The sequence below is a fragment of the Xenorhabdus mauleonii genome, from assembly GCF_900113945.1.
Taxonomy (GTDB): domain Bacteria; phylum Pseudomonadota; class Gammaproteobacteria; order Enterobacterales; family Enterobacteriaceae; genus Xenorhabdus; species Xenorhabdus mauleonii.
The window spans coordinates 339,139-361,510 of the sequence record NZ_FORG01000002.1; the positions used below are offsets into that span (position 1 = coordinate 339,139).

18 protein-coding genes are annotated in these 22,372 nt (G+C 45.2%); all 18 read right to left on the reverse strand.

Going from position 1 to position 22,372, the window contains the following annotated elements; all coding sequences use genetic code 11:
* Positions 1–178: 178 nt before the first annotated feature.
* Positions 179–1,300: a flavodoxin-dependent (E)-4-hydroxy-3-methylbut-2-enyl-diphosphate synthase gene (gene ispG, locus BM100_RS02835; protein WP_092507732.1), complete on the reverse strand. Its 1,122-nt coding sequence runs from the start codon at positions 1,298–1,300 to the stop codon at positions 179–181.
* A 168-nt stretch (positions 1,301–1,468) separates the two neighbouring features.
* Complete coding sequence (gene rodZ, locus BM100_RS02840) at positions 1,469–2,497, reverse strand: cytoskeleton protein RodZ (RefSeq protein ID WP_092507734.1); 1,029 nt, start codon at positions 2,495–2,497, stop codon at positions 1,469–1,471.
* A 154-nt stretch (positions 2,498–2,651) separates the two neighbouring features.
* The gene (locus BM100_RS02845) at positions 2,652–3,071 is read right to left on the reverse strand and encodes a tetratricopeptide repeat protein (protein ID WP_092507736.1); all 420 of its coding nucleotides are present in this window, start codon (positions 3,069–3,071) and stop codon (positions 2,652–2,654) included.
* Positions 3,072–3,142: 71 nt separating this feature from the next.
* Positions 3,143–4,321 (reverse strand): dual-specificity RNA methyltransferase RlmN, encoded by a 1,179-nt coding sequence (gene rlmN, locus BM100_RS02850; RefSeq protein ID WP_092507738.1) that lies wholly within the window; start codon positions 4,319–4,321, stop codon positions 3,143–3,145.
* Positions 4,322–4,594: 273 nt separating this feature from the next.
* Positions 4,595–5,023 carry a nucleoside-diphosphate kinase gene (gene ndk, locus BM100_RS02855; RefSeq protein ID WP_092507740.1) on the reverse strand — a complete coding sequence of 143 codons (429 nt, stop codon included), beginning with the start codon at positions 5,021–5,023 and terminating at the stop codon, positions 4,595–4,597.
* 434 nt (positions 5,024–5,457) lie between these two features.
* Positions 5,458–7,818, reverse strand: a complete 2,361-nt coding sequence (gene pbpC, locus BM100_RS02860; protein ID WP_092507742.1) for a peptidoglycan glycosyltransferase PbpC — start codon at positions 7,816–7,818, stop codon at positions 5,458–5,460.
* A 78-nt stretch (positions 7,819–7,896) separates the two neighbouring features.
* Entirely contained in the window at positions 7,897–12,978 is a 5,082-nt protein-coding gene (locus BM100_RS02865) for an alpha-2-macroglobulin family protein (RefSeq protein ID WP_092507744.1), read from the reverse strand.
* 390 nt (positions 12,979–13,368) lie between these two features.
* Positions 13,369–13,797, reverse strand: coding sequence for an enhanced serine sensitivity protein SseB C-terminal domain-containing protein (locus BM100_RS02870; protein WP_092507746.1), 429 nt, complete (start codon positions 13,795–13,797; stop codon positions 13,369–13,371).
* Between the two features lie 188 nt (positions 13,798–13,985).
* Positions 13,986–15,281, reverse strand: coding sequence for an aminopeptidase PepB (gene pepB, locus BM100_RS02875; protein ID WP_092507748.1), 1,296 nt, complete (start codon positions 15,279–15,281; stop codon positions 13,986–13,988).
* Positions 15,282–15,682: 401 nt separating this feature from the next.
* Entirely contained in the window at positions 15,683–15,877 is a 195-nt protein-coding gene (gene iscX / locus BM100_RS02880) for a Fe-S cluster assembly protein IscX (protein WP_092507750.1), read from the reverse strand.
* A gap of 16 nt (positions 15,878–15,893) precedes the next feature.
* On the reverse strand, positions 15,894–16,229 hold the full coding sequence (fdx, locus tag BM100_RS02885; protein WP_092507752.1) for an ISC system 2Fe-2S type ferredoxin: 336 nt from the start codon (positions 16,227–16,229) through the stop codon (positions 15,894–15,896).
* Positions 16,230–16,231: 2 nt separating this feature from the next.
* Positions 16,232–18,079, reverse strand: a complete 1,848-nt coding sequence (gene hscA / locus BM100_RS02890) for a Fe-S protein assembly chaperone HscA (RefSeq protein ID WP_092507754.1) — start codon at positions 18,077–18,079, stop codon at positions 16,232–16,234.
* Positions 18,080–18,178: 99 nt separating this feature from the next.
* Positions 18,179–18,700 carry a co-chaperone HscB gene (gene hscB / locus BM100_RS02895; RefSeq protein WP_092507756.1) on the reverse strand — a complete coding sequence of 174 codons (522 nt, stop codon included), beginning with the start codon at positions 18,698–18,700 and terminating at the stop codon, positions 18,179–18,181.
* A 43-nt stretch (positions 18,701–18,743) separates the two neighbouring features.
* The gene (gene iscA, locus BM100_RS02900) at positions 18,744–19,067 is read right to left on the reverse strand and encodes an iron-sulfur cluster assembly protein IscA (RefSeq protein WP_092507758.1); all 324 of its coding nucleotides are present in this window, start codon (positions 19,065–19,067) and stop codon (positions 18,744–18,746) included.
* A gap of 126 nt (positions 19,068–19,193) precedes the next feature.
* Entirely contained in the window at positions 19,194–19,580 is a 387-nt protein-coding gene (gene iscU / locus BM100_RS02905; protein WP_092507760.1) for a Fe-S cluster assembly scaffold IscU, read from the reverse strand.
* A gap of 24 nt (positions 19,581–19,604) precedes the next feature.
* On the reverse strand, positions 19,605–20,819 hold the full coding sequence (locus tag BM100_RS02910; protein WP_092507762.1) for an IscS subfamily cysteine desulfurase: 1,215 nt from the start codon (positions 20,817–20,819) through the stop codon (positions 19,605–19,607).
* 79 nt (positions 20,820–20,898) lie between these two features.
* Entirely contained in the window at positions 20,899–21,393 is a 495-nt protein-coding gene (gene iscR / locus BM100_RS02915) for a Fe-S cluster assembly transcriptional regulator IscR (RefSeq protein WP_092507764.1), read from the reverse strand.
* Positions 21,394–21,608: 215 nt separating this feature from the next.
* Positions 21,609–22,364 (reverse strand): tRNA (cytosine(32)/uridine(32)-2'-O)-methyltransferase TrmJ, encoded by a 756-nt coding sequence (gene trmJ, locus BM100_RS02920; protein ID WP_092507876.1) that lies wholly within the window; start codon positions 22,362–22,364, stop codon positions 21,609–21,611.
* Positions 22,365–22,372 lie beyond the last annotated feature (8 nt).

Here is a 22,372-nt window from a genome sequence, read left to right on the forward strand (position 1 = left end):
ATCTCTATTAATATTTCTACGATGGAATGACATCGATTATAAAAGCGAATACTTACAAGGTTCAATCAGCAAAAAAACGATAGCTGCTTACTCTCCGCTTGAAGATCCAAGATAAAAGGATATGCCGGCACATAATTATTTGCACCGGCATGATATCCATCATCATTCAGACAGTCTGTTATTCATCAACCTGATTAATACTAATGCGATTATTAGCATCAAGGATAGCGGCCTTGGCCCGGATCCTTGCTTCAAGCTGGTCTATCATGTCTTTATTATCAAGACGATCTTTCTGACGAATACCATCTTCATAAAATCCACTTTTCGTTTTCGCACCAGTGACACCAAGTGTTGAAACTTCAGCTTCTCCCGGCCCATTAACAACACAGCCAATGATAGAAACATCCATTGGGGTGATTAAGTCTTCGAGGCGCTGTTCAAGCGCATTGACCGTGCCAATGACGTCAAACTCCTGACGTGAGCAAGTTGGGCAAGCAATGAAGTTAATACCTCTGGAGCGAATTCGCAGCGCCTTCAAGATATCAAAACCAACTTTAACTTCTTCCACCGGATCTGCCGCCAAAGAGATACGCAACGTATCACCAATCCCTTCTGACAACAAAATACCCAGACCGATTGATGATTTCACAGCGCCCGCACGAGCCCCGCCTGCTTCGGTGATCCCCAGATGCAACGGCTGGTCAATTTTCTGTGCCAGTAAGCGATAGGCACCTACTGCCAAGAACACATCCGATGCCTTAACACTGACCTTGAACTGGTCGAAATTAAGCCTGTCCAGAATATCCACATGACGCATTGCTGATTCAACTAATGCTTCCGGTGTAGGTTCACCATATTTTTCCTGTAGATCTTTCTCCAGTGACCCACCATTAACCCCAATGCGAATCGGAATATTATTATGGCGAGCGCAATCCACAACCATGCGGATGCGTTCTTCGTTACCAATATTACCGGGGTTAATGCGCAAGCAATCAACGCCATATTCTGCTACTTTCAATGCGATGCGATAATCAAAATGAATATCAGCAACCAGCGGAACATTAACTTGCTGTTTGATGAGTTTGAATGCTTCTGCGGCATCCATGGTTGGAACTGAGACACGAACAATATCAACACCGACACGTTCCAGCGACCGAATCTGGTTGATGGTCGCCTCAACATCAGTTGTCCGTGTGTTAGTCATTGATTGAACCGCGATAGGAGCACCATCCCCCACGGGTACTTTACCGACATAAATACGTGTGGATTTACGTCTTTTTATCGGTGATTCATTATGCATTTTTACATTACTCCCCTACATCCCTGTATTTTGTTTATAAAAATTACAACTATGCTGTGGTGAATAATACACGCTATGCTCAATAATACACACAGGCGAACATGAATTCTTATTCAATGTTCGCCCAAGTCTTTAACATGATAAATTCGCCAAAAGCCAATAATGAGTTTATTTCAATGTCAGTTTGGCTGTTGTACCTTTTTTAATAAAAGTACCGAGATCCACTGGTTTCCCCTGGAACTGGACTTTAGCCCAAGCAGGTGCACCAATAATCAATGAATAAGACTGCTCACCAGAAAACATCAGGCTATCACCTTTATTTTTTATCCCGTTGAACAATGTCTTACCTTTGGCATTTTTGACTTCTACCCAGCATCTCCCACTGAAATTCATAACTAACTCATTGTTAGTTGCCGCTTCAATATTATTTACATCTGTTGCCGAAGTGCTGACTACAGAAGAAATGCTTGCCGCTGAAGAAGTACTCGCGGCAGAATTTGCTGTACCGGCATTAGATATACCAGCATCGGCAGTGCTTGCATTAGCGACAGATGCGTTATTTTCTGCAACAGCACTGGTTGTAGATGGGGTAGCTGCTTTTGATTCTGCGGAAGCCATCGCTGGCGTTCCTGTATTGATTTGTGCTGAAGACAATTTATTTTGGGAAACCTCAACAGGCTGCCCTTCTTTAGCAGGCGCAGATGAAGTCTCTGCTGCCGCTGCTGAATCATTTTCAGTATGTTGAGCACTGGATTGCTCAGCCATTGACGTGAATTCGTTTTGCTGCTCTTTGTGGTTCTGCCACCACCACAGCACAGTCATGCCCAATAGTAGTATGATGACGGCCCATGTTATCTTCATTAACCAGCCATCACGCTTCTTGCGCTTTTTCCCTGATGAGAAACTTTGCATTTGGGAAACCTTGACAGTCTTGACTGGCATTTGTTTGTCCAAGACGCTCAAAATTTCAGCTTCCGGCACCTGAACAAGTTTTGCATAAGCGCGGATATATCCACGAAAGAATGTCGGCGTAATATTGGATGGGATATGATCTTCTTCAATGTCACGAACAGTGGACAGTTTGAGACACAAGCGATCTGCCACATTTTGCTGAGAAAGCTCAAGTTTTTCACGAGCTTGACACAGAATCTGACCTGCTGTCAGATTGGCTTCTTCTGGGTAAGTTTCAGTCTTCATTAGCTAAGGACACTGGTACTGTTCAGGGTTAAAGAATTTACGCAAATTAACTAGAGCATGTAATTTAACTTACGTAGCGAAATAATTTCATACTATCTATGTCTATTACAGAAAACTATATTTATTACAGAAAATTGATGTTTATTACAGAAGATCACCTATCGCAGCTGTAGCTACTCATGCCGCTTTTCGCACTTCCCGTGATCAATTTCTTCGCTTCTGTATACTGCTTTTGTTCACACAGAAAAGCATAATAATGATGCACTACAGTATCATTTCCTGCCGCATACTGCATGGCCGTTCTGTAATGCTGCCCTGCGGTTTCTGGCCGCCCTGCGTACTGCTCATGCAAAGCCATGCCCAAATGAGCCTCTGGGTGGCGTGGTTCTGCCTGCAAAACCTTTTGAAAGTGATAATTGGCAGCCGATAAATTTCGTTCTGCCAAATACGCTTTCCCTAGCCGTAATCGTGTATCTACTGCAATAACCTGCTGACCGTGACGTGCAGAGTGTTCCACACAGCCAGTTAACAGGCTAAAACAAACTATAGACCAAATTATTGATTTCCGTATCATACCATTCTCATTTATAAGAATATGTCAAACTTAAGCAGATTTTTAGCCATTAATCGAGATTAAACAAAAAATTAGATTGTTTTTATCTGAATGGTGTCACCTGCCATGCGTTTTTTCAGTGTCCGTTTGGTTCTATCAATGACATCACCCGCAAGCTGCCCACATGCGGCATCTATGTCATCTCCCCTCGTTTTACGCACGATGGTTGTGAAACCATATCCCATCAGTACCTTGGAAAAACGATCAATTCGGCTGTTGGAACTGCGGCCATAAGGAGCGCCGGGGAACGGGTTCCACGGGATCAGGTTGATCTTGCTCGGGGTATCTTTCAGGCACTCGGCCAATTGGTGGGCTTGTTCAACGCTATCATTGACGTGATCAAGCATGACATATTCCACCGTAACGCGCCCTTGGTTTGCATTGGATTTAGTCAAGTAACGACGAACTCCTGCCAGGAATTCTTCGATGTTGTACTTCCGGTTAATCGGCACGATTTCGTCGCGGACATCATCAGTCGGCGCATGCAAAGAAATAGCGAGTGCAACATCAATCATATCGCCCAGCTTATCCAGTGCCGGTACAACTCCGGATGTTGATAAGGTCACACGACGTTTTGACAGGCCGAAACCAAAATCATCCATCATGATTTCCATTGCTGGCACGACATTGTTCAAATTGAGCAATGGCTCTCCCATTCCCATCATCACTACGTTAGTAATGGGACGGCGGCCACTGGATTTCAGTGAACCGATGATTTTGGCAGCACGCCAAACCTGGCCGATGATTTCAGATACCCGCAGATTGCGGTTAAAACCCTGCTGGGCAGTAGAACAGAATTTACACTCTAAAGCACATCCCACCTGAGATGAAACACACAGTGTCGCGCGATCATCTTCCGGGATATAAACCGTTTCAACCTGTTGATCGCCAACAGTAATCGCCCATTTGATGGTGCCATCGGCGGAGCGTTGCTCTTCAGCGACTTCCGGTGCTTTAATTTCAGCGACTTCCTGTAATTTTGCTCTGAGCACTTTATTGATATCTGTCATCTGCTCAAAGTCGTCATAGCAATAATGGTACATCCATTTCATGACCTGATCGGCACGAAAAGGTTTTTCTCCCATATCGGCAAAAAATTGACGCATTTGCTTACGGTTAAGGTCAAGTAAGTTGATTTTACCGTTTTTCTTTTCAGGTGTGACAGATACAGCGGAAGTTGAAGATGGTACGGTTTCGTTAAGTTGGGACATTTTTTACATCGCCTCGTTGTTACACTTTCGGCTCTGTGCTGATTTTATTTCAACACTAAGTTTCATGCGGTGACTGCCTGTTCAATGTTCATTAGATTCCCGTGCTATCAAATTTCAGCAATAGAAAACGTTGCTAATAGCAAATTTCAGTAACATCAAATGAATTTGAGGGATAAACATCGAAATAAAATAATAAACGCCTCACTAAATTAAATTAGTGGGGCGTAACATTGTACAAACTTTACTGTTTAGATGCTACGAGTAACTGAAAGATTAGTAGCGGGGGAAAATTTCATCATCACTGAAAAAGTAAGCAATTTCGCGATTTGCAGATTCGATAGAATCTGAACCGTGAACCGCATTTTCAGTAAAGCTGTCTGCGTAATCTGCACGCAGAGTACCGGCAAGTGCGTTATCTGGGTTGGTTGCGCCCATCAGGTCACGATGACGCTGAACCGCATTTTCACCTTCCAGAACCTGTACCATAATTGGTCCAGAGGTCATGAATTCTACCAAACCATCAAAGAAAGGACGGCCTTTGTGTTCAGCGTAGAAACCTTCCGCTTGTTCACGGGTCAGATGCAGCATTTTGGCTGCAATAATTTTAAACCCAGCGCTTTCAAAACGGGCATAGATAGAACCGATAGCGTCTTTCTTTACTGCGTTAGGCTTGATAATGGAAAAAGTACGTTCAATTGTCATTCGATAACCTCTTTGGCACTTTCAGCGATAATTCATTTTAATAGTCATGCCCCCCAAACAAAACTGAGGAACAAATTTATCCTGCCATCTGGCGGGAATAAAAATAGGCGTTGATTATAGGAGGAGACTTTCTGCTTTCCCACAAAAAACACAACATTTTATTAAAACTTTCTTATCGAAAATTATAATTTTTTAGCATAAATCACATTTTCTTGTGGTTACATCTGGCGAGTTAAACGCGTTTACGGGTATTCAGCCTTAATTTTGAATAAAACACCTTTACTGTAGCTTCATGCTTTTTGCATGGTTAATTCTATAAAATAATGCCTATTCAGGCGAATGGATCACGAATAGGCTTTCTGATCAAGATCATTGAATTGATTGTTAAAGCGGCCACCTTTCCAGTTTCTTCTTGGCTGATGACAGAAAACAAATTACTGCAACACAAAATTGATTGAGCTGATTTGCCCGCCCAGATCCAACACACTGAGCTGATATTTACCAGACTGCAACAACGTGCTGCTCCATGTTTGATTATTTTCTGTTACTGCAACCTGTTCACCATTCAAAAACCACCATTGCCGCCCGCTGCCTCCTTGCGTTGAAATAGTTAAATCCAATGTTTTTTTACCCGGAATACGCCTCAATATGTCGCCATCACGGATCCCAATAATCAGCAAGGGTATTGCATCCTTTTTCATTGGCGGACATTGAGGGTTGATAGGTGGCAAACGATTTGCCCGTCGTTCCTTGGCTGGTAGCCACGCTTCCAGTGCAATTGGCCACAGGCTTACTGTTTCAGGCTTGCCATCAGGGCAATCAGGTGCAACACGCAAACCTTGTTTATCTACCCATATCTGTTCATTGATCCCCGAAATTCCTTCTTGGTCACTGGTCGATAATGTCGGAGGGACGGTATTGTCCAAAATCCAGCTCAATCGGCGCTGCCGACAATTACTGTTTTCCCGGTATCCCTTTTCCTGAAGCTGTTCTTGAGATGGAACAGTCCCGCTTGGCCAACAAATCGTTGCCTGACTGACACTCGCAGGCCGTGGTTCAACAGGAATGCGCATCGAACCATTGCGCAAATGATCCATTAACAATCCATTGATTTGATTCATGATTGGGATCGCCGTGGCATAACCAAATTGCCCAACGACGGGAGTACCATCAGGCCTGCCAACCCAAACCCCAATGGTATAACGCGCATTCACACCAATCGCCCATGCATCACGATAGCCGTAACTTGTGCCTGTTTTCCATGCCAAAGGCACTTCAGCGGGTAACGTGCTGTCAGGTTGAGGGCGCCCCTCTCCCGCCATAATCCGCCTGACTATCCAGGCTGCGCCGGCAGAAAAAAGTTGCCTGTCCCGTATTTTTTGCTGTGGCATAAAACGTAATGGAGACATTTTTCCTTGGCGGGCAAAAGCGCTGTAAGCCGCTACCAATTCATCCATACGGGTAGCCGTTCCGCCTAAAATAAGCGTTAAGTTCGGCTCACTGCCAAGTGGGAAACGTAATATCATGCCTGCATTGCGTAATTTGGCCGTAAATCGCTTGGAACCATATGCTTCAAGAAGCTGCACTGCCGGTAAATTCAATGACCTGACCAATGCCTCACTGGCGCTAACCGGCCCATTGAAGCCGCTGTCAAAGTTTCCCGGCCTATAATCACTGAAACGACGGGGAACATCCTGCAATAAAGATTCCCCGTGGATCAAACCATCATCCAATGCCATTGCATACAAAAAAGGCTTCAATGTAGAACCTGGTGAGCGCCGGGCACTTATCATATCGACGTGCCCAAAACGGCTTCGGTCTTGAATATCGGCTGATCCAATATACGCTTTAACAGACATATCAGTATGATCGACAACCAGTACCCCGATTGACGTTTTAGCGGCCAGTTGGTATTTCCAGTTAAGAACCATATCTTCCAATTGACGCTGCAAGCCAGTATCAATTGTCGTCTGGATCACTTCCTGCTGATTTTCATTCACCATTCTCCTCGCCAGCAATGGGGCCAGGTGAGGAGCCTGACGTGGTGCCAACCACACATTTTCTTCTTTGATGTCAGCCACTTTTTGGGCCGACCAAACATGATATTGTTCCAATCGCTGCAATACCTTGTCACGGGCAGCCTGAGCCCGTTCAGGATAACGATCAGGGCGCAGTCTGCTGGGCGCCTGCGGTAATACAGCCAATAATGCGGCTTCACCGGATGAAAGTTCAGACGGCGATTTTCCCAGATAAGACCAACTGGCAGCACCAATGCCTTGTAATGTGCCGCCAAATGGCGCTCGGTTCAGGTACATCTCCAAAATTTCATCTTTTGAATAATACCATTCCAACTGCAAAGTACGCCAAATTTGTTTGAATTTTCCTGAAACAGTACGTGGATGTGGATCAATCAATCTGGCAACTTGCATAGAAATAGTGCTGCCACCCGAGACAATTTTCCCTGCGCGAATATCCTGCCATGCTGCCCTTAGCAGAGAAGCCGGATTAATGCCGGGATGCCTGTAAAACCAACGGTCTTCATAAGTCAGCAACGCCTGAAGATATTCCGGCGAAACTTGATCTAAGGTAACAGGATAACGCCAGATCCCCTCGCTGTCGGCAAAACGCCACAATGGTGAGCCATCAGCACCAACCACAACCCGAGCCATTTTGATGTTATGTGCCGGCAACGGCCATATTTTATCTGCCAGCCACATTCCGGTAGGTATCACCAGAAAAATAACCAAAGTCATGATCAGAACATGCCGGTAGATGCGGGAGGACAATTTTCTCATTACAGCGGTATCCGAAAAAAGCGGTGGCCCCTACCTTCACTTCAAGTGATAACTTCAAGTAATAGGGGCCGAGAGTTATTACCGGACTATTTCCAGTGTTGGGTTAGTTGAGCCTACTGCACGCCAATAAGGAACATACATGGATTCAACCTGTGGTGCGGGAATTTGATAAACTCCTGGGGCAACGGCACGGGCTAAATAAAGTAATGTTACTGATTTATAAGCAGGAACGGCCACAGCTGCGACAAAACGATCATCACGATATTCGATATGCCGGATGTCTTCTTTTTGCATCTCTTCAATAGAATATTGCAGGCCTGATGCGCTCTCACCCAAGCTCGCACTACTATTCGCCAAGTTTTGGTTTTCTATTTCCAATCCCGCAGGAAGTAAATCAACAACCAAAGCATCGGGGACGGCTTGAGTTGCACTAATTTTTAGTTTCACAACCACCATTTCACCACTTCTCATACGATCGAAGTAAGTTGGTTTACCTTCTAAATCGAGGTAAGTTCGCTCAATGTTCAGAACATTTGAGTAAGGGGTTGGTGTGTTCAGCGGATACCCCACGACGTTCAGGCGTGAGTACAGCGTACTGTCACCCCTGTTACTGATATCTACGCCCTTCAGGAGTTGTTCCGCCGTTAATGTGTCCGTTAATGCCCTATCATAATTAAGCGGCGGCATTTGCTGGTTAATGGCGGCTTTCCAAGGTTGTTCAGATTCGTTGATGAAGTAACGCCCTGCCAGATAAAGTGCATTGCTTTCTTGGGTTGAGAAATAATGGCGGGTTGTCAGCTCATTGGACAAATCGAGTAATTTTTCATCGCGCTCTTTTAGCAACATCTTGTGTTCTGTCAGCAAAGAAACAATTTGGGCGTCATCACGAATAATACTGCCATAGTCACCCAAACTATGATCTGACTTGCGTGATTTACGTACTCCCAAATCAACAGCCTTATCACCACGGGTATTATCCCCCATGATTTTCAGTGCGATGCCTAATTGAACTAAAGACAAACCACTTCCCGCCATTTCCCTGCGTTCATACAGTTGCCTTAATCCACTCAATGGTGCTTTTTGTTGATTGGCCAAGACTAAACCCGCATAAGCCTGCACCGCGAATTGTGCCGCGGAAAGTGATCTACTGTAACGGGCATCAATAATGCTCTTGTCCTGTAAATAGCGTAATAAGCGATTATTGGCGGCTTTCAGGGCATCAGTTGGAACGCTATAACCCTGCTGGATAGCACGGTACAGAAAATCCGTCGCATAAGCGGTTAACCAAAATTCTTCACTGCCATTGCGATCCCATAATGAAAAACTTCCATTATGACGCTGCATACTCAGTAGATGAGTAATTCCTCTCTCAATGGCGGTCCGACGTGCCTCATCACTTTGCGTTTTGATGCCCAATTTTTTCAATTCAACTTCATTCGAGTAAAGTGATGGATAAAGCCCGCTGATTGTCTGTTCCAGACAGCCATAGGGATAGGCGTACAATTCACGGATATAACGCGCTATTTGCAATGGCGGCCTGCTGGTCAGCAATAGCTGCCCTTCCAAGGTTTCCGGAGCCAGATCAGAAATCGCTGCCGGTGATAACTGCCAATCCTGCCCGTGATGGAGCACATTCGCAAATTGCAGCGTTTTAGCCGGATGTGCCGGACGAACGCCTATTTTCCAGCTATTTTTGTACTGCGTTAAATTTTCATCAGGTAAATTCAGCCCATTGATCGTCAAGAAAATTTCACCTTGCCCAAACCCGTGAACTGCTTTGACAGGGATCTGGAGGGTTGTTCGCTTTCCTTTTTCCAATATGAGCTTCTTGCTTGTCATACCATGTAATTTAATCAGCCCTTCCGCTGCAAAATCCAGCGTCAGTATTTGCGGTTGTTCAGTCAAATTGGTGAGATCCAATGACAGCAGGGATTGATCCCCACCTGCCATAAAACGAGGCAATGACATTTGTGTAACGACAGGGGCTGCAACAATGATTTTACGTTCACTGTGACCAAATTCATTATCGCTCCATGTCTGAGCCATTAACCTGAGTTCCCCGTTGAAATCCGGAATTGGCAGGGTAATTTCACCTTCGCCGTTCGCATTCAGTACAACGGGCTTAGCTTGTTCAGCAATGATTTTGACTTCCGTCAATGGCTTTTTACCACCACGCTCAAATGAACTGTCATCACCATCTCCCCCAAAACGCAGATTTGCCTGACGGCCTTCAGCTTCAATCAAGTGACCATAAACATCATATTGATCAGCTCCATAGCGCTTGCGGCCAAAGAAAGCTTCGTAAGGATCTGGAGTTTTAAAGTCAGTGATACTCAATACACCGGTATCTACCGCTGAGAGCAAGACGTAGACCTGTTTTGGCAACGGATTCCCTTGTTGGGGAGTGGCTTTAATCTTAACTTTGAGATCTTGATTTGGACGTATTTTATCAGGCGCACTCAAGGCGATATCCAGTTTACGACCTTCATCCATCAGAGGCAGATGCAGAACACCTATCGCCCGCTTAGGGGTTGCATGACGGGATTTGTCACCGGGCCGGACAACAACGGCAGTGAGATACAAATCATGACGAGCCCACGATTTATCAATTGGGACGTCAATATTCAGTCCTTTTGCGGGTACGTCAATTTCCTGCCACCATAATGGGCCTTCACTCGATTCCACCAGCAGGTAGCCTTTGCCTTCCTGGGGTGCAAGCATGCGCAGTTTCACTTTATCACCCGGTTTATAGGCAGGTTTATCCAAAGACATTTGGACCTGATCCGGGCGTACTGCCCCTGTTCCTCCAGTATTATCCTGCCATGAATAGCCAGCCCAGAAATTCAGACTGGTGACAAGCTGGTTTTGTGGATTCACAATTTCAATGCGATAAGAACCCCATTCGACAGGGAAACTGATTTTAGCTGTACCATTTTTTGCAATTTGCAACGGTTCATCTTCCATGAGCAGATCTTTCTGGTCATAACCTGATTGCCAACCGTTATTGCTTGACCAACGCCAGTAATAATCACGACGTTCATAGATCAAACGCGCCCTTAAATCCTGAGCTGCATATTTGTTCCCTTTGGCATCAGCATAAACTATTGCAAATTCTGCCAGTGAGTTGTCATCCACGTTATAGCGGCTTTCATCATGACCAGTGTAATAGTCATAGATGGTTTTTTTATTGAAAAGTGGCCGTATGCCAACTAACAGATCCGCCGGCCAGATTGCCTGCTCTGTGCGACGTGTCACCGGACGCCCTCCAGATTCAAGCAAACTGGCTTGCATGATGACTTTTACCGGAGAGGCAACAGATTTCCAATTATCTTCACTGGCCGAAAGCGTTGCTTTTCCTTTGCTGTTCAGGGTGATATCAAACTCATCCAATGTTCGGTTCAAGTCTGTTTCTTTTATAGAGCCAAACTCGTATCCCGGCAGTTTTGCTACTGCGTTACGGGCTGGGCGCAGGAATAATTGCCCTTGCAGGCGGTTATCCGCAGCGGGTGCCCCGTACAGGTAACGGCCCGTTACATCAAATTCAACTGCTTCGCCTGTCAATATCGGTTGGTTATCACTATTGCCGGTTATTTCCAATGCCATGCGTTCAGGCATGAAATCTTCAACGTTAAATTTATAATAACGTGGCGTCTTATCACCTAAGTCAAATCTCAGTGACCACATGCCGGTTTCAGCATTACGAGGAATCGGGTAGCGGTATTGGTAAAGGCCATTTTCAGCTTGCCAAACAAAACTGCGAACAATTTGATTGTCGGCTTTTAATATATCTACTTTAACTGGCTGTGGCTTGAGCGGGCGACCATCGGCATCGCGCAATAATCCGTTGATAATCAATGTCTCGCCGGGCCGGTACAGATCTCTTGGGCCAAAGGCAAAAAACTGTTTGCTATATCCTTGCGGGCCACCAACATCAAACTCAGAGAGATCCAATGCCGGTGTATTCAAGTCAATTATGCTGGTACTGCCGCTTTCGGTAGCCAGCAATAACTTCGCTTCATTGATTTTATCAAGTGATGCATGCCCGTTACTGTCCGTTGTCGTTTTTGCCAAAAGCTGACCTTTGGCATCCAACAGGCGGATCTCAACATTTTTCAGGCTGGAACCTTGCGCCAATGATTGAGTGAAGATATCTACCCTGTCCAGATAACTGTGCATGGAAACACCAATATCACTGAGTGTGAACAGGGTGGCGGGATTACTGTAGCTATATTTCCCTGCTTGCTGCATAACGGCCAGATAAACACCCTCTTTTTGCAGCTCTTTGATATTTTTGAGCGGGAGCAATAATTTTTCGCGGGTATTGGCAGTGGGGTTGAGATCAAAGCGACCGGTGTAAACTAACTCAGTTTCTTTCAGCAGTTCACCAGAATCCCAATACTCCACGTTATTGCGGTATTGCCAATTAGCAATGAATGAGGGTAATGACTGCTCTTTGACCCGGAAAAAGTTGACATCTACGCGGTCAACATTGAGTGCCAGTACTGGTAGCCCTTCAGCGACTTTACTGGGCAATAATAACCCCTTGCTGGTAAAGCCAACCGTCGGTGTAATAGGGGCTGTATTAATTGTTTTTTCATAGGCAGTCGCTAGCTGACGCTCATTTATGCCTTTTACACCCTTGTCAATTGTCAAACGTAATTCACGTGCCGGCGGTAAGTGACGCAACCTGAGTTCTTTTTGGTTATTGGAAAGCTCCCATGCGCCGTCCAATTTCCCTGATTTCACATCAATAAGGTGGACTTTTTGTGAAAAATCTTGGTCAGGATCTAAAGGAATGGAAAAAGTAACCACCATTGCGCTGGCCCCACCCAATTGCAATTCAGAGGCATCTAAAATAGTGACATTTTTACCTGCATAACGCTGCGCTGGAGATTGAGATACCTGTTTTTCGGTACTGGAAGACGTTAGTTGTGCAGCGGATGTTTCCTGTTTTTCCCGGTCTGTTCGCTGATTATCTTGGGACTGGGTAATATTTTGTTGTTTGTTATCTTCTGATTGAGTGCTATCTGTTTTAGTTTTATCTGTATTCTCGGCTTGATCGCACCCAGACAGCGTGAAGAGTGAAAATAGCGCAGCAAGCATTATTGCAAGGCATCGTTTTTTCCTTGCTGCCTTTTGCCAGAATTGACATTGATACATAACCATAATCCTTATTATTTACAGGACAATCTAAGATATTATTTTTTATGGATATTCATATGATGCAGGGATTTAGATATACCTAAAGGAAAGAAAACGCTTTTTACTCTTCCTTTGCCATGTCGTCATGTAATCCATTATTGTGATTTATGATACTGGTTATCATGCACAATCAAAGCGTAGAAAAAATAACGGAATTTCCATCCGGAATAAAACTTACCCGGCACTTTTGCCCTATATTTTTTCAATTCTTCGATAGTTCTCGCACTTATTAGATAAATTCGAGGATTTTTTCATTGCAGCCAAATTGCAACGAGTCATAGGGCAAAAGTTAATCCCGTGTATTCTTGCGCTGACATGCGTTTTTACGCTGACATAAGGGGCAGAAATTTATTGATTGATAACAGGAATAGTATCTCGCAGCCAACTGCCTAATTTTCTCTGATAGAAAGGTTGTGTATGCTGAATCAAATAGTGGCTGATTCCCCCTTCTGTTTCGTCAAGCAGGCAAAAATCAACGGAATCGTCTTCGTCAAGGTATTCACAGGTCAGATTGCCAGCGTCTTGAATTATCTTGTCTATTTCAGATTCTGGCGGAGAATCACTGAACTCCAAACCAATTAACAGATTGGGTTTCTCATCTGTATTTTTATCATGGAACATGGTCAAAAAAGCCCGTCGGACGGGTTTATGCTGCTTGAATAAATCACTCAAGGCTTCGATAAGTTGGGCGGGTTGTTCTTCTGGCTGGCTGAGGGTAATACGGCTTCCACTGGGAACCATTATTTCGGTAGCAACAGACCCATTTGACAAACTCATGAAAATCTCCGAACTATGTTGTTTAAACTGAAGTTAAGCGCAAAATTAAATACAAAATTCAGCCTATCATTCATTGCAGTGTAGCTAAATTCGGTACAGCTAATCATGTTGGAAAGCGCAATGATAGCCTCCCACCAGAGAGGCTATCAAGAAAAGTAACTCGAAGGTGCTGGTGTTTATCTCACCTTTTATTTTGCTTTAGCCAGCAACAAATTGGCAATCGTGCGCACGCCACATCCCGTTGCACCCGCAGACCACTGTTCAACCGCTGATTTACGGTAGGTTGCAGAGCAATCGATATGTATCCAGCCTTTTTTGTAGTTCTCTACAAAGTGAGACAGGAATGCCGCTGCGGTACTTGCTCCCGCACTATGTGCAGGTGATGCAATGTTGTTTAATTCAGCAAAATTAGAAGGCAGTTGACCACGATGGAATTCTGCCAACGGCAAACGCCAGAACAATTCATTTTCAGAGTCAGCCGCTGCCAATAAATCTTGAGCCAATTGATCATCAAAACTGAATATAGCGTGGTAATCCCCGCCCACCGCATTTTTGGCTGCGCCAGTCAACGTTGCGGCATCAATGATCAACGGCGCTTTTTCCGCGCTGGCATCAATCAAGCCATCAGCCAGTACCAGACGCCCTTCTGCGTCGGTATTCATGACTTCAACGGTTTTACCGTTACGGTAACGAATAATGTCACCCAATTTGAATGCATTACCACTGACCATATTATCTGCAATGCACAGGAACAGTTTTACCCGATGTTGCAAACCACGGCTGATTGCCAAGGCCAATGCTCCTGTCAATGTTGCTGAACCGCCCATGTCCGACTTCATTGCATCCATGAACGCAGAAGGTTTAATGCTGTATCCACCTGAGTCGAAGGTAATGCCTTTACCTACCAAACAAACGGCAACCGGCGCTTTTTCATCTTTCGTCGGGTTAAAATCCAATGCAAGGAAAACTGGTTCACGGGAAGAGCCACGGCCAACGGTATGCACACCAGAATAGCCCTGTTCACGCAATGCATCGCCTTTAATGATGCTATAGCTCACAGCATCACCAGCTACGCCAGTCAATAAATCAATTGCTCGTTGGGCAAGGTTCTCTGGCCCCAAATCTTCCGCCGGAAGGTTGATGGTATCACGTACCCAATCAATGAATTTGATTCTGCTTTCCAGCTCTTGTTTTTCCTGAGCCGGCAGTTGTGGCCATTCGATAGTGCGCAATCCCTTGGGAGAACGGAAACCTAACCAGAATGCCCAACTTTTTTCCAAATCCCAATCATCACCGACTAAAGCAACGCTGCGAATTCCTTGACTGTCAATTTTGCGCCCTGCGCGCTGGATGGCTCCTAATTTTCCATTTCCTTCCAAATGGATGGTGATCCCCTGCTCGCCCGAACTAATTAATGCTTTTTCACCCCAGCAAGCGTTAGCCAATTCATAAGACAGTGTTATTGGCATGATTTGTTTTGTCATTTTATCTCACTTCTTATTGTTCACTGCGTCACATCAATCATTGTGCTATACCCTTCGTCTTTCAAGTTGCCCTTTGTTGACTGCGCTCATTCACCCCGGTCACCGTTTTTATCAACATACGGTTATCTATGCACCCGGGGATTATGAGAGGCTCCTGTCTCTCACCGCAGGCCAGCTTTTGGCTGTTTAAATTCGTTCCCAACGAATTTGTCATTCCCTGCCGCCGCGATGCAATTTGAAATCCATTGGGTACACATAAGATAGATCGTTGCTTCACAGAAGGATTGATTAATATAAAAAAACTGGCGATTGCCAGTTTTCCATTGCATTCAAGACTATGCCAAATTTTTAAGCAAAAATCAGTGAATTAGCGCTATTTTTTGTTGTAAACAAATTTTGCGCTATTCGTACTCATCCAGCCATACTGTCAAAATCGCTTCCAGTATTTTTTCGTTAGATTTTTGTGGGTCATCGTCAAAACCGTCCAATTCACAGATCCATCCATGCATATCGGTAAAACGCACTGTTTTTGGATCCAAATCTGGAAATTTATCATACAGGGCTTCGCCAATTTCTTGGCTGTCAGACCATTTCATGTCCTATTTTCTCCTGTCAGTGCTCACGTGCATGGTTAATGGTGTATTTAGGGATTTCAACAACTAAATCCTCATCGGTAACTTTAGCCTGACAGCTCAAGCGGCTTTCAGGCTCCAGCCCCCATGCTTTGTCCAACATGTCATCTTCCAGTTCAGAGCTTTCATCCAGTGAGTCAAACCCTTCTCTGATGATGCAGTGACACGTGGTACATGCACAGGATTTTTCACAGGCATGTTCAATTTCAATACCGTTACGCAATGCAACGTCCAGAATTGATTCGCCTTCTTGAGCGTCTAAAACAGCACCTTCAGGGCAAAGTTCATTGTGAGGTAAAAATACAATTTTAGGCATAATTAAATCTCATCCACAGAGTGACCCGCCAAAGCCCGGCGGATTGATGTATCCATACGGCGCGCGGCAAATTCCTGCGTTTGCTTGTCCAATTGTTTAATTGCACTTTCAATCGCATCAGGAGAACTCCCCTGAGCACATTCAATTAATACTTGTACCGCTTCGTCAATGGCGGTGTGTTCTTCTTGGCTCAGTAAATCAGCATCTTTTTCCAGCGCGCTCGTTAAACTTTCCAAAACTCGGGCAGCTTCTACTTTTTGTTCTGCCAGTTTACGTGCCTGAATGTCTTCCTGCGCGTTGGTCATAGAATCTCTGAGCATGCGCGCAATTTCTTCATCAGATAAGCCGTAGGAAGGTTTTACCTGAATGGAAGATTCAACACCCGTGGATTTTTCCAATGCACTGACGCTCAACAGGCCATCGGCATCCACTTGAAAGGTCACGCGAATATGCGCACCACCTGCCGGCAAGGCCGGGATGCCACGCAATGTAAAACGTGCCAGAGAACGGCAATCATTGACCAGTTCTCTTTCTCCCTGCACCACATGGATACTCATCGCGCTTTGACCATCTTTGAAAGTGGTAAATTCTTGCGCTCTTGCGACAGGGATTGTGGTATTGCGTGGGATGACTTTTTCAACCAGCCCGCCCATCGTTTCTAACCCAAGGGAGAGTGGAATAACATCCAATAACAACATTTCGCTGTCAGGTTTGTTGCCTACCAAAATATCGGCTTGAATGGCAGCACCAACCGCAACTACTTTGTCGGGGTCAATAGAGGTTAATGGAGTTCTATCAAAAAACGCGCCCACGGTGCTGCGTACCAATGGCACACGCGTTGAGCCGCCTACCATGACAACCTGTAGAACTTCATCAGCCGTGACACCCGCATCTTTCAGCGCTCGACGGCAGGAAAGTAGTGTGCGTTTTGTCAGTGGCGTGATCAGCTCGTTGAATTCAGTGCGAGTAATATGACCTTGCCAGCCAGCAATATTGATTTCAGCGCTATCCGCTTCACTCAAGGTAATTTTGGCTGCGGTGGCAATGTCCAGTAATTGTCGCTGTAGCCCGTGGTCATTATCCGTAATTCCCGCTTGTTCACGGATCCAATTTGCCAACAGTAAGTCAAAATCGTCACCGCCCAAAGCAGTATCACCGCCTGTGGCCAACACTTCAAATACACCCCGACTCAGGCGCAGAATCGAAACGTCGAATGTACCGCCACCGAGATCATAAACAGCGATAACGCCTTCCTGACCAGAGTCAAGACCATAGGCAATCGCGGCTGCCGTGGGTTCATTCAAAAGACGCAGGACATGCAAGCCAGCCAAGCGGGCTGCATCTTTGGTTCCCTGACGCTGTGCATCATCAAAATAAGCAGGGACTGTTATTACAACACCATCAAGTTTGCCATCCAGAGTTTCTTCTGCCCGTTGTGCCAACGATTTCAATATGTCAGCAGAAACCTGAATAGGATCAACCAAACCTGAAGCTGTCTTGATCAACGGCAGGCCATTTTCACTTGCCTGAAGCTGGTAGGGTAAATTCGGGTAACGCTGCTGAATGTCAGCCAAAGAGCGCCCCATCATCCGCTTGACTGAACTCACGGTATTAACGGGATCCGATGCCGCTTGCTGGCGTGCCAACCAACCAACCTGAATGTCTTCTTTACGATATTGTACAACGGAAGGAAGCAAGTGACGGTTTTCACTATCCGCCAACGTCTCAGCCTGACCACTGCGGACAGTTGCAACCAGAGAGTGGGTTGTACCCAGATCAATCCCCGCAGCCAGACGGCGCTGGTGTGGTGCGGCAGATAAACCCGGTTCGCTGATTTGTAATAAAGCCATGTGTGCCCCTTTAAATCTACTCAGCCGATATCTATTCAACTGAAAGGTATTCAACTGAAATTCATTCAGCCAAAAGCTATTTCAACTCATGCTAATTAGCTAAAAATCATCCAGCAGCCGCTCTTCCAGCAATTCAACCTGCTGTTGCAATCTATCCAAAAAGCGTAATTTACGGACGGTATCGGCTGCAATTGACCATTCAGCAATGTCGAGTTGTTGTTCCATCTGCTCACTGCGCGTTTTAATCATTTTATTGAGGCGAGATGAGAAACCAGACAGTGCTGTTTCTGGATCTGGGCTGTGTTCAATGGCATCAAGTTCTTCGCGCAATTCCAACTGTTGCATCAGGAAATCAGTATCCTGCATAGTGTGCTGTTCGTTGGACAGATCATACCCTTGCTGCGACAGCATATATTCTGCACGTTTCAGGGGATGTTTCAGCGTTTGGTAACCCGCATTGATAGTAGCTGCTTGTTGGAGTGCCAGCGTTTTTTCACGTTCTGGCTGGTTGGCAAAACGGTCAGGGTGAAACTGTCGTTGCAATTCTTGATAGCGGGTTGCCAACAGTTCACGGTCAATCGCATAACGCGCAGGCAGCCCAAATAAAGTAAAATAGTCCATAAGTTACTCTTAGTTTCGCAAAGTGCGGAGCCAAAAAATGGGATTAAACGTTGAAACTTTCCCCACAGCCGCACTCGCTGGAAACATTGGGGTTGTTGAATTTAAAGCCTTCATTCAGGCCTTCTTTAACAAAATCCAACTCAGTACCGTCAAGGTAAAGGATACTTTTACCATCAACGATAACTTTTACGCCCTTATCTTCAAAAACTTGATCTTCTTCGTTAACCGCATCAACGAATTCAAGTACATATGCCATACCAGAGCAGCCGGATGTTCTCACTCCCAAACGCAACCCGATACCTTTTCCCCGATTGTCAAGGAAGGTCAAAATACGCTGGGCTGCACTTTCTGTCAGGGAAATTGACATACCACACCTCACTATTAAAACTAGCAAAGGTGGATATTGAACCAATATCCACCAAAATTATTTTCTTTTTGTGAAACGTTTCGTGAAAAACATGCTTCTACAAAAGAAGTGATTCTATAAAGATGGCTATTTCGCCTGATGCTTGTTCTTGTAGTCAGCAATGGCTGCTTTAATCGCATCTTCTGCCAAAATAGAACAGTGAATTTTCACTGGCGGCAGTTCTAATTCATCTGCGATCTGAGTATTTTTGATAGCCTCAGCCTGTTCCAGCGATTTTCCTTTCATCCACTCTGTTACCAAAGAGCTGGATGCAATCGCCGAGCCGCAGCCATAGGTTTTAAAACGGGCATCTTCAATGATACCTTCATCGTTAACCTTGATTTGCAGTCGCATGACGTCACCACAAGCAGGCGCACCTACCATGCCACTACCAACTGAAGGGTCTTCACTGTCGAATGAACCAACATTGCGTGGATTTTCGTAGTGATCAATTACTTTGTCGCTGTAAGCCATATCGTTACTCCTGAAACCGTCTGATTAATGATGAGACCATTCGATGGTGCTGATATCCACACCCTGCTTGAACATTTCCCACAATGGAGAAAGATCACGCAAGTGACCAATCGCGTTATGAATCAACTTGATTGCATAGTCTATTTCTTCTTCTGTGGTAAAACGCCCCAAAGAGAAACGAATAGAACTGTGTGCCAGTTCATCATTCATGCCAAGTGCACGCAGGACATAAGAAGGCTCTAAACTTGCGGAAGTACATGCTGAACCCGAAGATACCGCCAAATCTTTTAGTGACATCATTAATGATTCACCTTCAACATAGTTGAAGCTGACATTAAGGATATGTGGCGCACCCAGTTCTAAATCACCGTTCAGATAAACTTCTTCGATATCTTTGATGCCGTTCCACAAACGCAGGCGTAAAGCATGCAGACGTTCTGCTTCTGATTCCAGTTCTTCTTTCGCGATACGGTAAGCTTCGCCCATACCGACTATCTGATGAACAGGCAATGTACCTGAACGCATACCACGCTCATGACCACCGCCGTGCTGCTGTGATTCAATGCGCACGCGAGGTTTACGGCGAACATACAGCGCACCAATTCCCATCGGCCCATAAAGTTTATGCGCAGAGAAAGACATCAGGTCGACTTTCAATTTGCTGAGGTCGATTGGCAATTTGCCCACGCTCTGAGTAGCATCAACATGGAAAATAATGCCACGGCTGCGGCACATTTCGCCAATGGTCACGATATCCTGAACGATGCCGATTTCGTTATTGACGTGCATGATGGAAACCAGAATGGTGTCTTCACGCATGGAAGCTTCCAATTCTTTCAGATCAATCATGCCATTGTTCATTGGCGCAAGGTAAGTGATCTCAAAACCTTCCCGCTCCAATTGACGACAAGTATCTAAAACCGCTTTATGCTCAGTTTTGCTGGTAATAATGTGCTTGCCTTTTTTCTGATAAAATTTTGCAGCACCTTTAATAGCAAGATTGTCTGACTCTGTTGCACCTGAGGTAAATACGATTTCGCGCGGGTCTGCTCCGACTAAATCAGCAATTTGATTACGCGCAATATCCACCGCTTCTTCAGCCTGCCAGCCAAAACGGTGTGAACGGGAGGCTGGGTTACCAAAGATCCCGTCCATTGTCATATAGTTCATCATCTTTTCAGCAACACGTGGATCGACAGGTGTTGTTGCTGAATAGTCCATATAAATGGGTAATTTCATTGCTCACATGCTCCGTAAGACACTTTTAATACTTTTGTTTTATAACAAGTATTTGCTACAACAAGTATTTACCGTAAGGTTACGCCTGTAGGTTAACGTTAATCGTCTCTTGAAGTCTGCCGTTAGGCGCACGACGTTTATCGCTGTCTTGACGATCAGCAACATCTAACACTTCTTGATTATTTACTAATTCTTCTAAACTGATACTGCTCAAGAAACTCGTGATACGATCACTGAGATCACGCCACAATGCATGGGTCAAACAACGATCGCCGCCTTGACAACCTTCTTTCCCCTGACAACGTGTGGCATCCACAGATTCATCAACAGCTGAAATAACTTCGGCAACGAAAATCTTGCTGGATTCTCTACCCAGTAAGTAACCGCCACCTGGACCACGGACGCTAGAAACCAGACCATTTTTACGCAGGCGGGAGAACAACTGCTCAAGATAGGAAAGTGAAATTCCCTGACGTTCAGAAATGTCGGCTAATGGAACCGGCCCTTCTTGTGAATGCAACGCCACATCTAGCATGGCAGTTACCGCATAACGTCCTTTTGATGTCAGTCTCATAACAAAAACTCCATGGTGAAATATGGTTGAAATTGTGGCATTCCTGAGTATTTTAGTCAACTATTTAACCTAGTAATTTACTCAACTATTATTTGGCTGCCTTCTACCTTTTCACCGCCTACTTTCCTTATACTTTCAGTATATTATCTGATTTTTGCCGTATACCTTATGGATTACCATATTGTGCTAATACGTTGTTAATGTATGCGCCAAGGTTATTTTTTGGCCCATTTTTCCATAGATGTCAGTATACCACGCAGGATATTCAGCTCCTGAGTTTCAGGCCGTGCGCGAGTATAAAGCCGTCTTAATCGATTCATTATCTGGCCCGGGTGTGCTTTGCGAATAAAGCCAGATGAATCCAATACGCGTTCCAAATGTTGATAAAAACGCTCCATATCCTCGATAGTCGGATACTCTGCTTCATCATCTGGAGACGTTCCTTTATTGGGCGATGTCGCTGCGTTTTTCAGTAACTCCTGCCCCGCCAGAAATGCCATGCGAATTTCATAACTCACCAATTGAACGGCCATAGCCAGATTCAATGAGCCATATTCCGGATTGGTTGGAATATAAAGGTGATAATTGCACTTTTGCAGCTCTTCGTTCGTCAAACCCACCCGCTCACGACCAAATACAATCGCAACCGGAGAATGACTGGCGGTTTTGACACAACGCTCACCACATTCACGTGGTTCAACCATCGGCCAAGACAGCGTACGGGAACGGGCGCTGGTTCCGATGACCAATTCACATCCGGCCAAGGCTTCATCCAATGTATTCACGATTTTGGCTGCGCCGATAACATCACTCGCACCGGCTGAAAGTGCAATCGCGTGAGAGTCAGGTTGAACGAGCGGATTGACCAGATACAGGTTGGTTAACCCCATTGTTTTCATGGCCCTGGCAGTGGATCCCATGTTACCTGTATGGGACGTTTCTACCAGAATAATGCGGATATTCTCTAGCATGACGGCTT

What these genes read in the sequence shown, in the direction of transcription:
- ispG (WP_092507732.1), bottom strand. Translation starts at nt 1,300, where the DNA reads ATGCATAATGAATCACCGATAAAAAGACGTAAATCCACACGTATTTAT.
- rodZ (WP_092507734.1), bottom strand. Translation starts at nt 2,497, where the DNA reads ATGAAGACTGAAACTTACCCAGAAGAAGCCAATCTGACAGCAGGTCAG.
- BM100_RS02845 (WP_092507736.1), bottom strand. Translation starts at nt 3,071, where the DNA reads ATGATACGGAAATCAATAATTTGGTCTATAGTTTGTTTTAGCCTGTTA.
- rlmN (WP_092507738.1), bottom strand. Translation starts at nt 4,321, where the DNA reads ATGTCCCAACTTAACGAAACCGTACCATCTTCAACTTCCGCTGTATCT.
- ndk (WP_092507740.1), bottom strand. Translation starts at nt 5,023, where the DNA reads ATGACAATTGAACGTACTTTTTCCATTATCAAGCCTAACGCAGTAAAG.
- pbpC (WP_092507742.1), bottom strand. Translation starts at nt 7,818, where the DNA reads ATGAGAAAATTGTCCTCCCGCATCTACCGGCATGTTCTGATCATGACT.
- BM100_RS02865 (WP_092507744.1), bottom strand. Translation starts at nt 12,978, where the DNA reads ATGTATCAATGTCAATTCTGGCAAAAGGCAGCAAGGAAAAAACGATGC.
- BM100_RS02870 (WP_092507746.1), bottom strand. Translation starts at nt 13,797, where the DNA reads ATGAGTTTGTCAAATGGGTCTGTTGCTACCGAAATAATGGTTCCCAGT.
- pepB (WP_092507748.1), bottom strand. Translation starts at nt 15,281, where the DNA reads ATGACAAAACAAATCATGCCAATAACACTGTCTTATGAATTGGCTAAC.
- iscX (WP_092507750.1), bottom strand. Translation starts at nt 15,877, where the DNA reads ATGAAATGGTCTGACAGCCAAGAAATTGGCGAAGCCCTGTATGATAAA.
- fdx (WP_092507752.1), bottom strand. Translation starts at nt 16,229, where the DNA reads ATGCCTAAAATTGTATTTTTACCTCACAATGAACTTTGCCCTGAAGGT.
- hscA (WP_092507754.1), bottom strand. Translation starts at nt 18,079, where the DNA reads ATGGCTTTATTACAAATCAGCGAACCGGGTTTATCTGCCGCACCACAC.
- hscB (WP_092507756.1), bottom strand. Translation starts at nt 18,700, where the DNA reads ATGGACTATTTTACTTTATTTGGGCTGCCTGCGCGTTATGCGATTGAC.
- iscA (WP_092507758.1), bottom strand. Translation starts at nt 19,067, where the DNA reads ATGTCAATTTCCCTGACAGAAAGTGCAGCCCAGCGTATTTTGACCTTC.
- iscU (WP_092507760.1), bottom strand. Translation starts at nt 19,580, where the DNA reads ATGGCTTACAGCGACAAAGTAATTGATCACTACGAAAATCCACGCAAT.
- BM100_RS02910 (WP_092507762.1), bottom strand. Translation starts at nt 20,819, where the DNA reads ATGAAATTACCCATTTATATGGACTATTCAGCAACAACACCTGTCGAT.
- iscR (WP_092507764.1), bottom strand. Translation starts at nt 21,393, where the DNA reads ATGAGACTGACATCAAAAGGACGTTATGCGGTAACTGCCATGCTAGAT.
- trmJ (WP_092507876.1), bottom strand. Translation starts at nt 22,364, where the DNA reads ATGCTAGAGAATATCCGCATTATTCTGGTAGAAACGTCCCATACAGGT.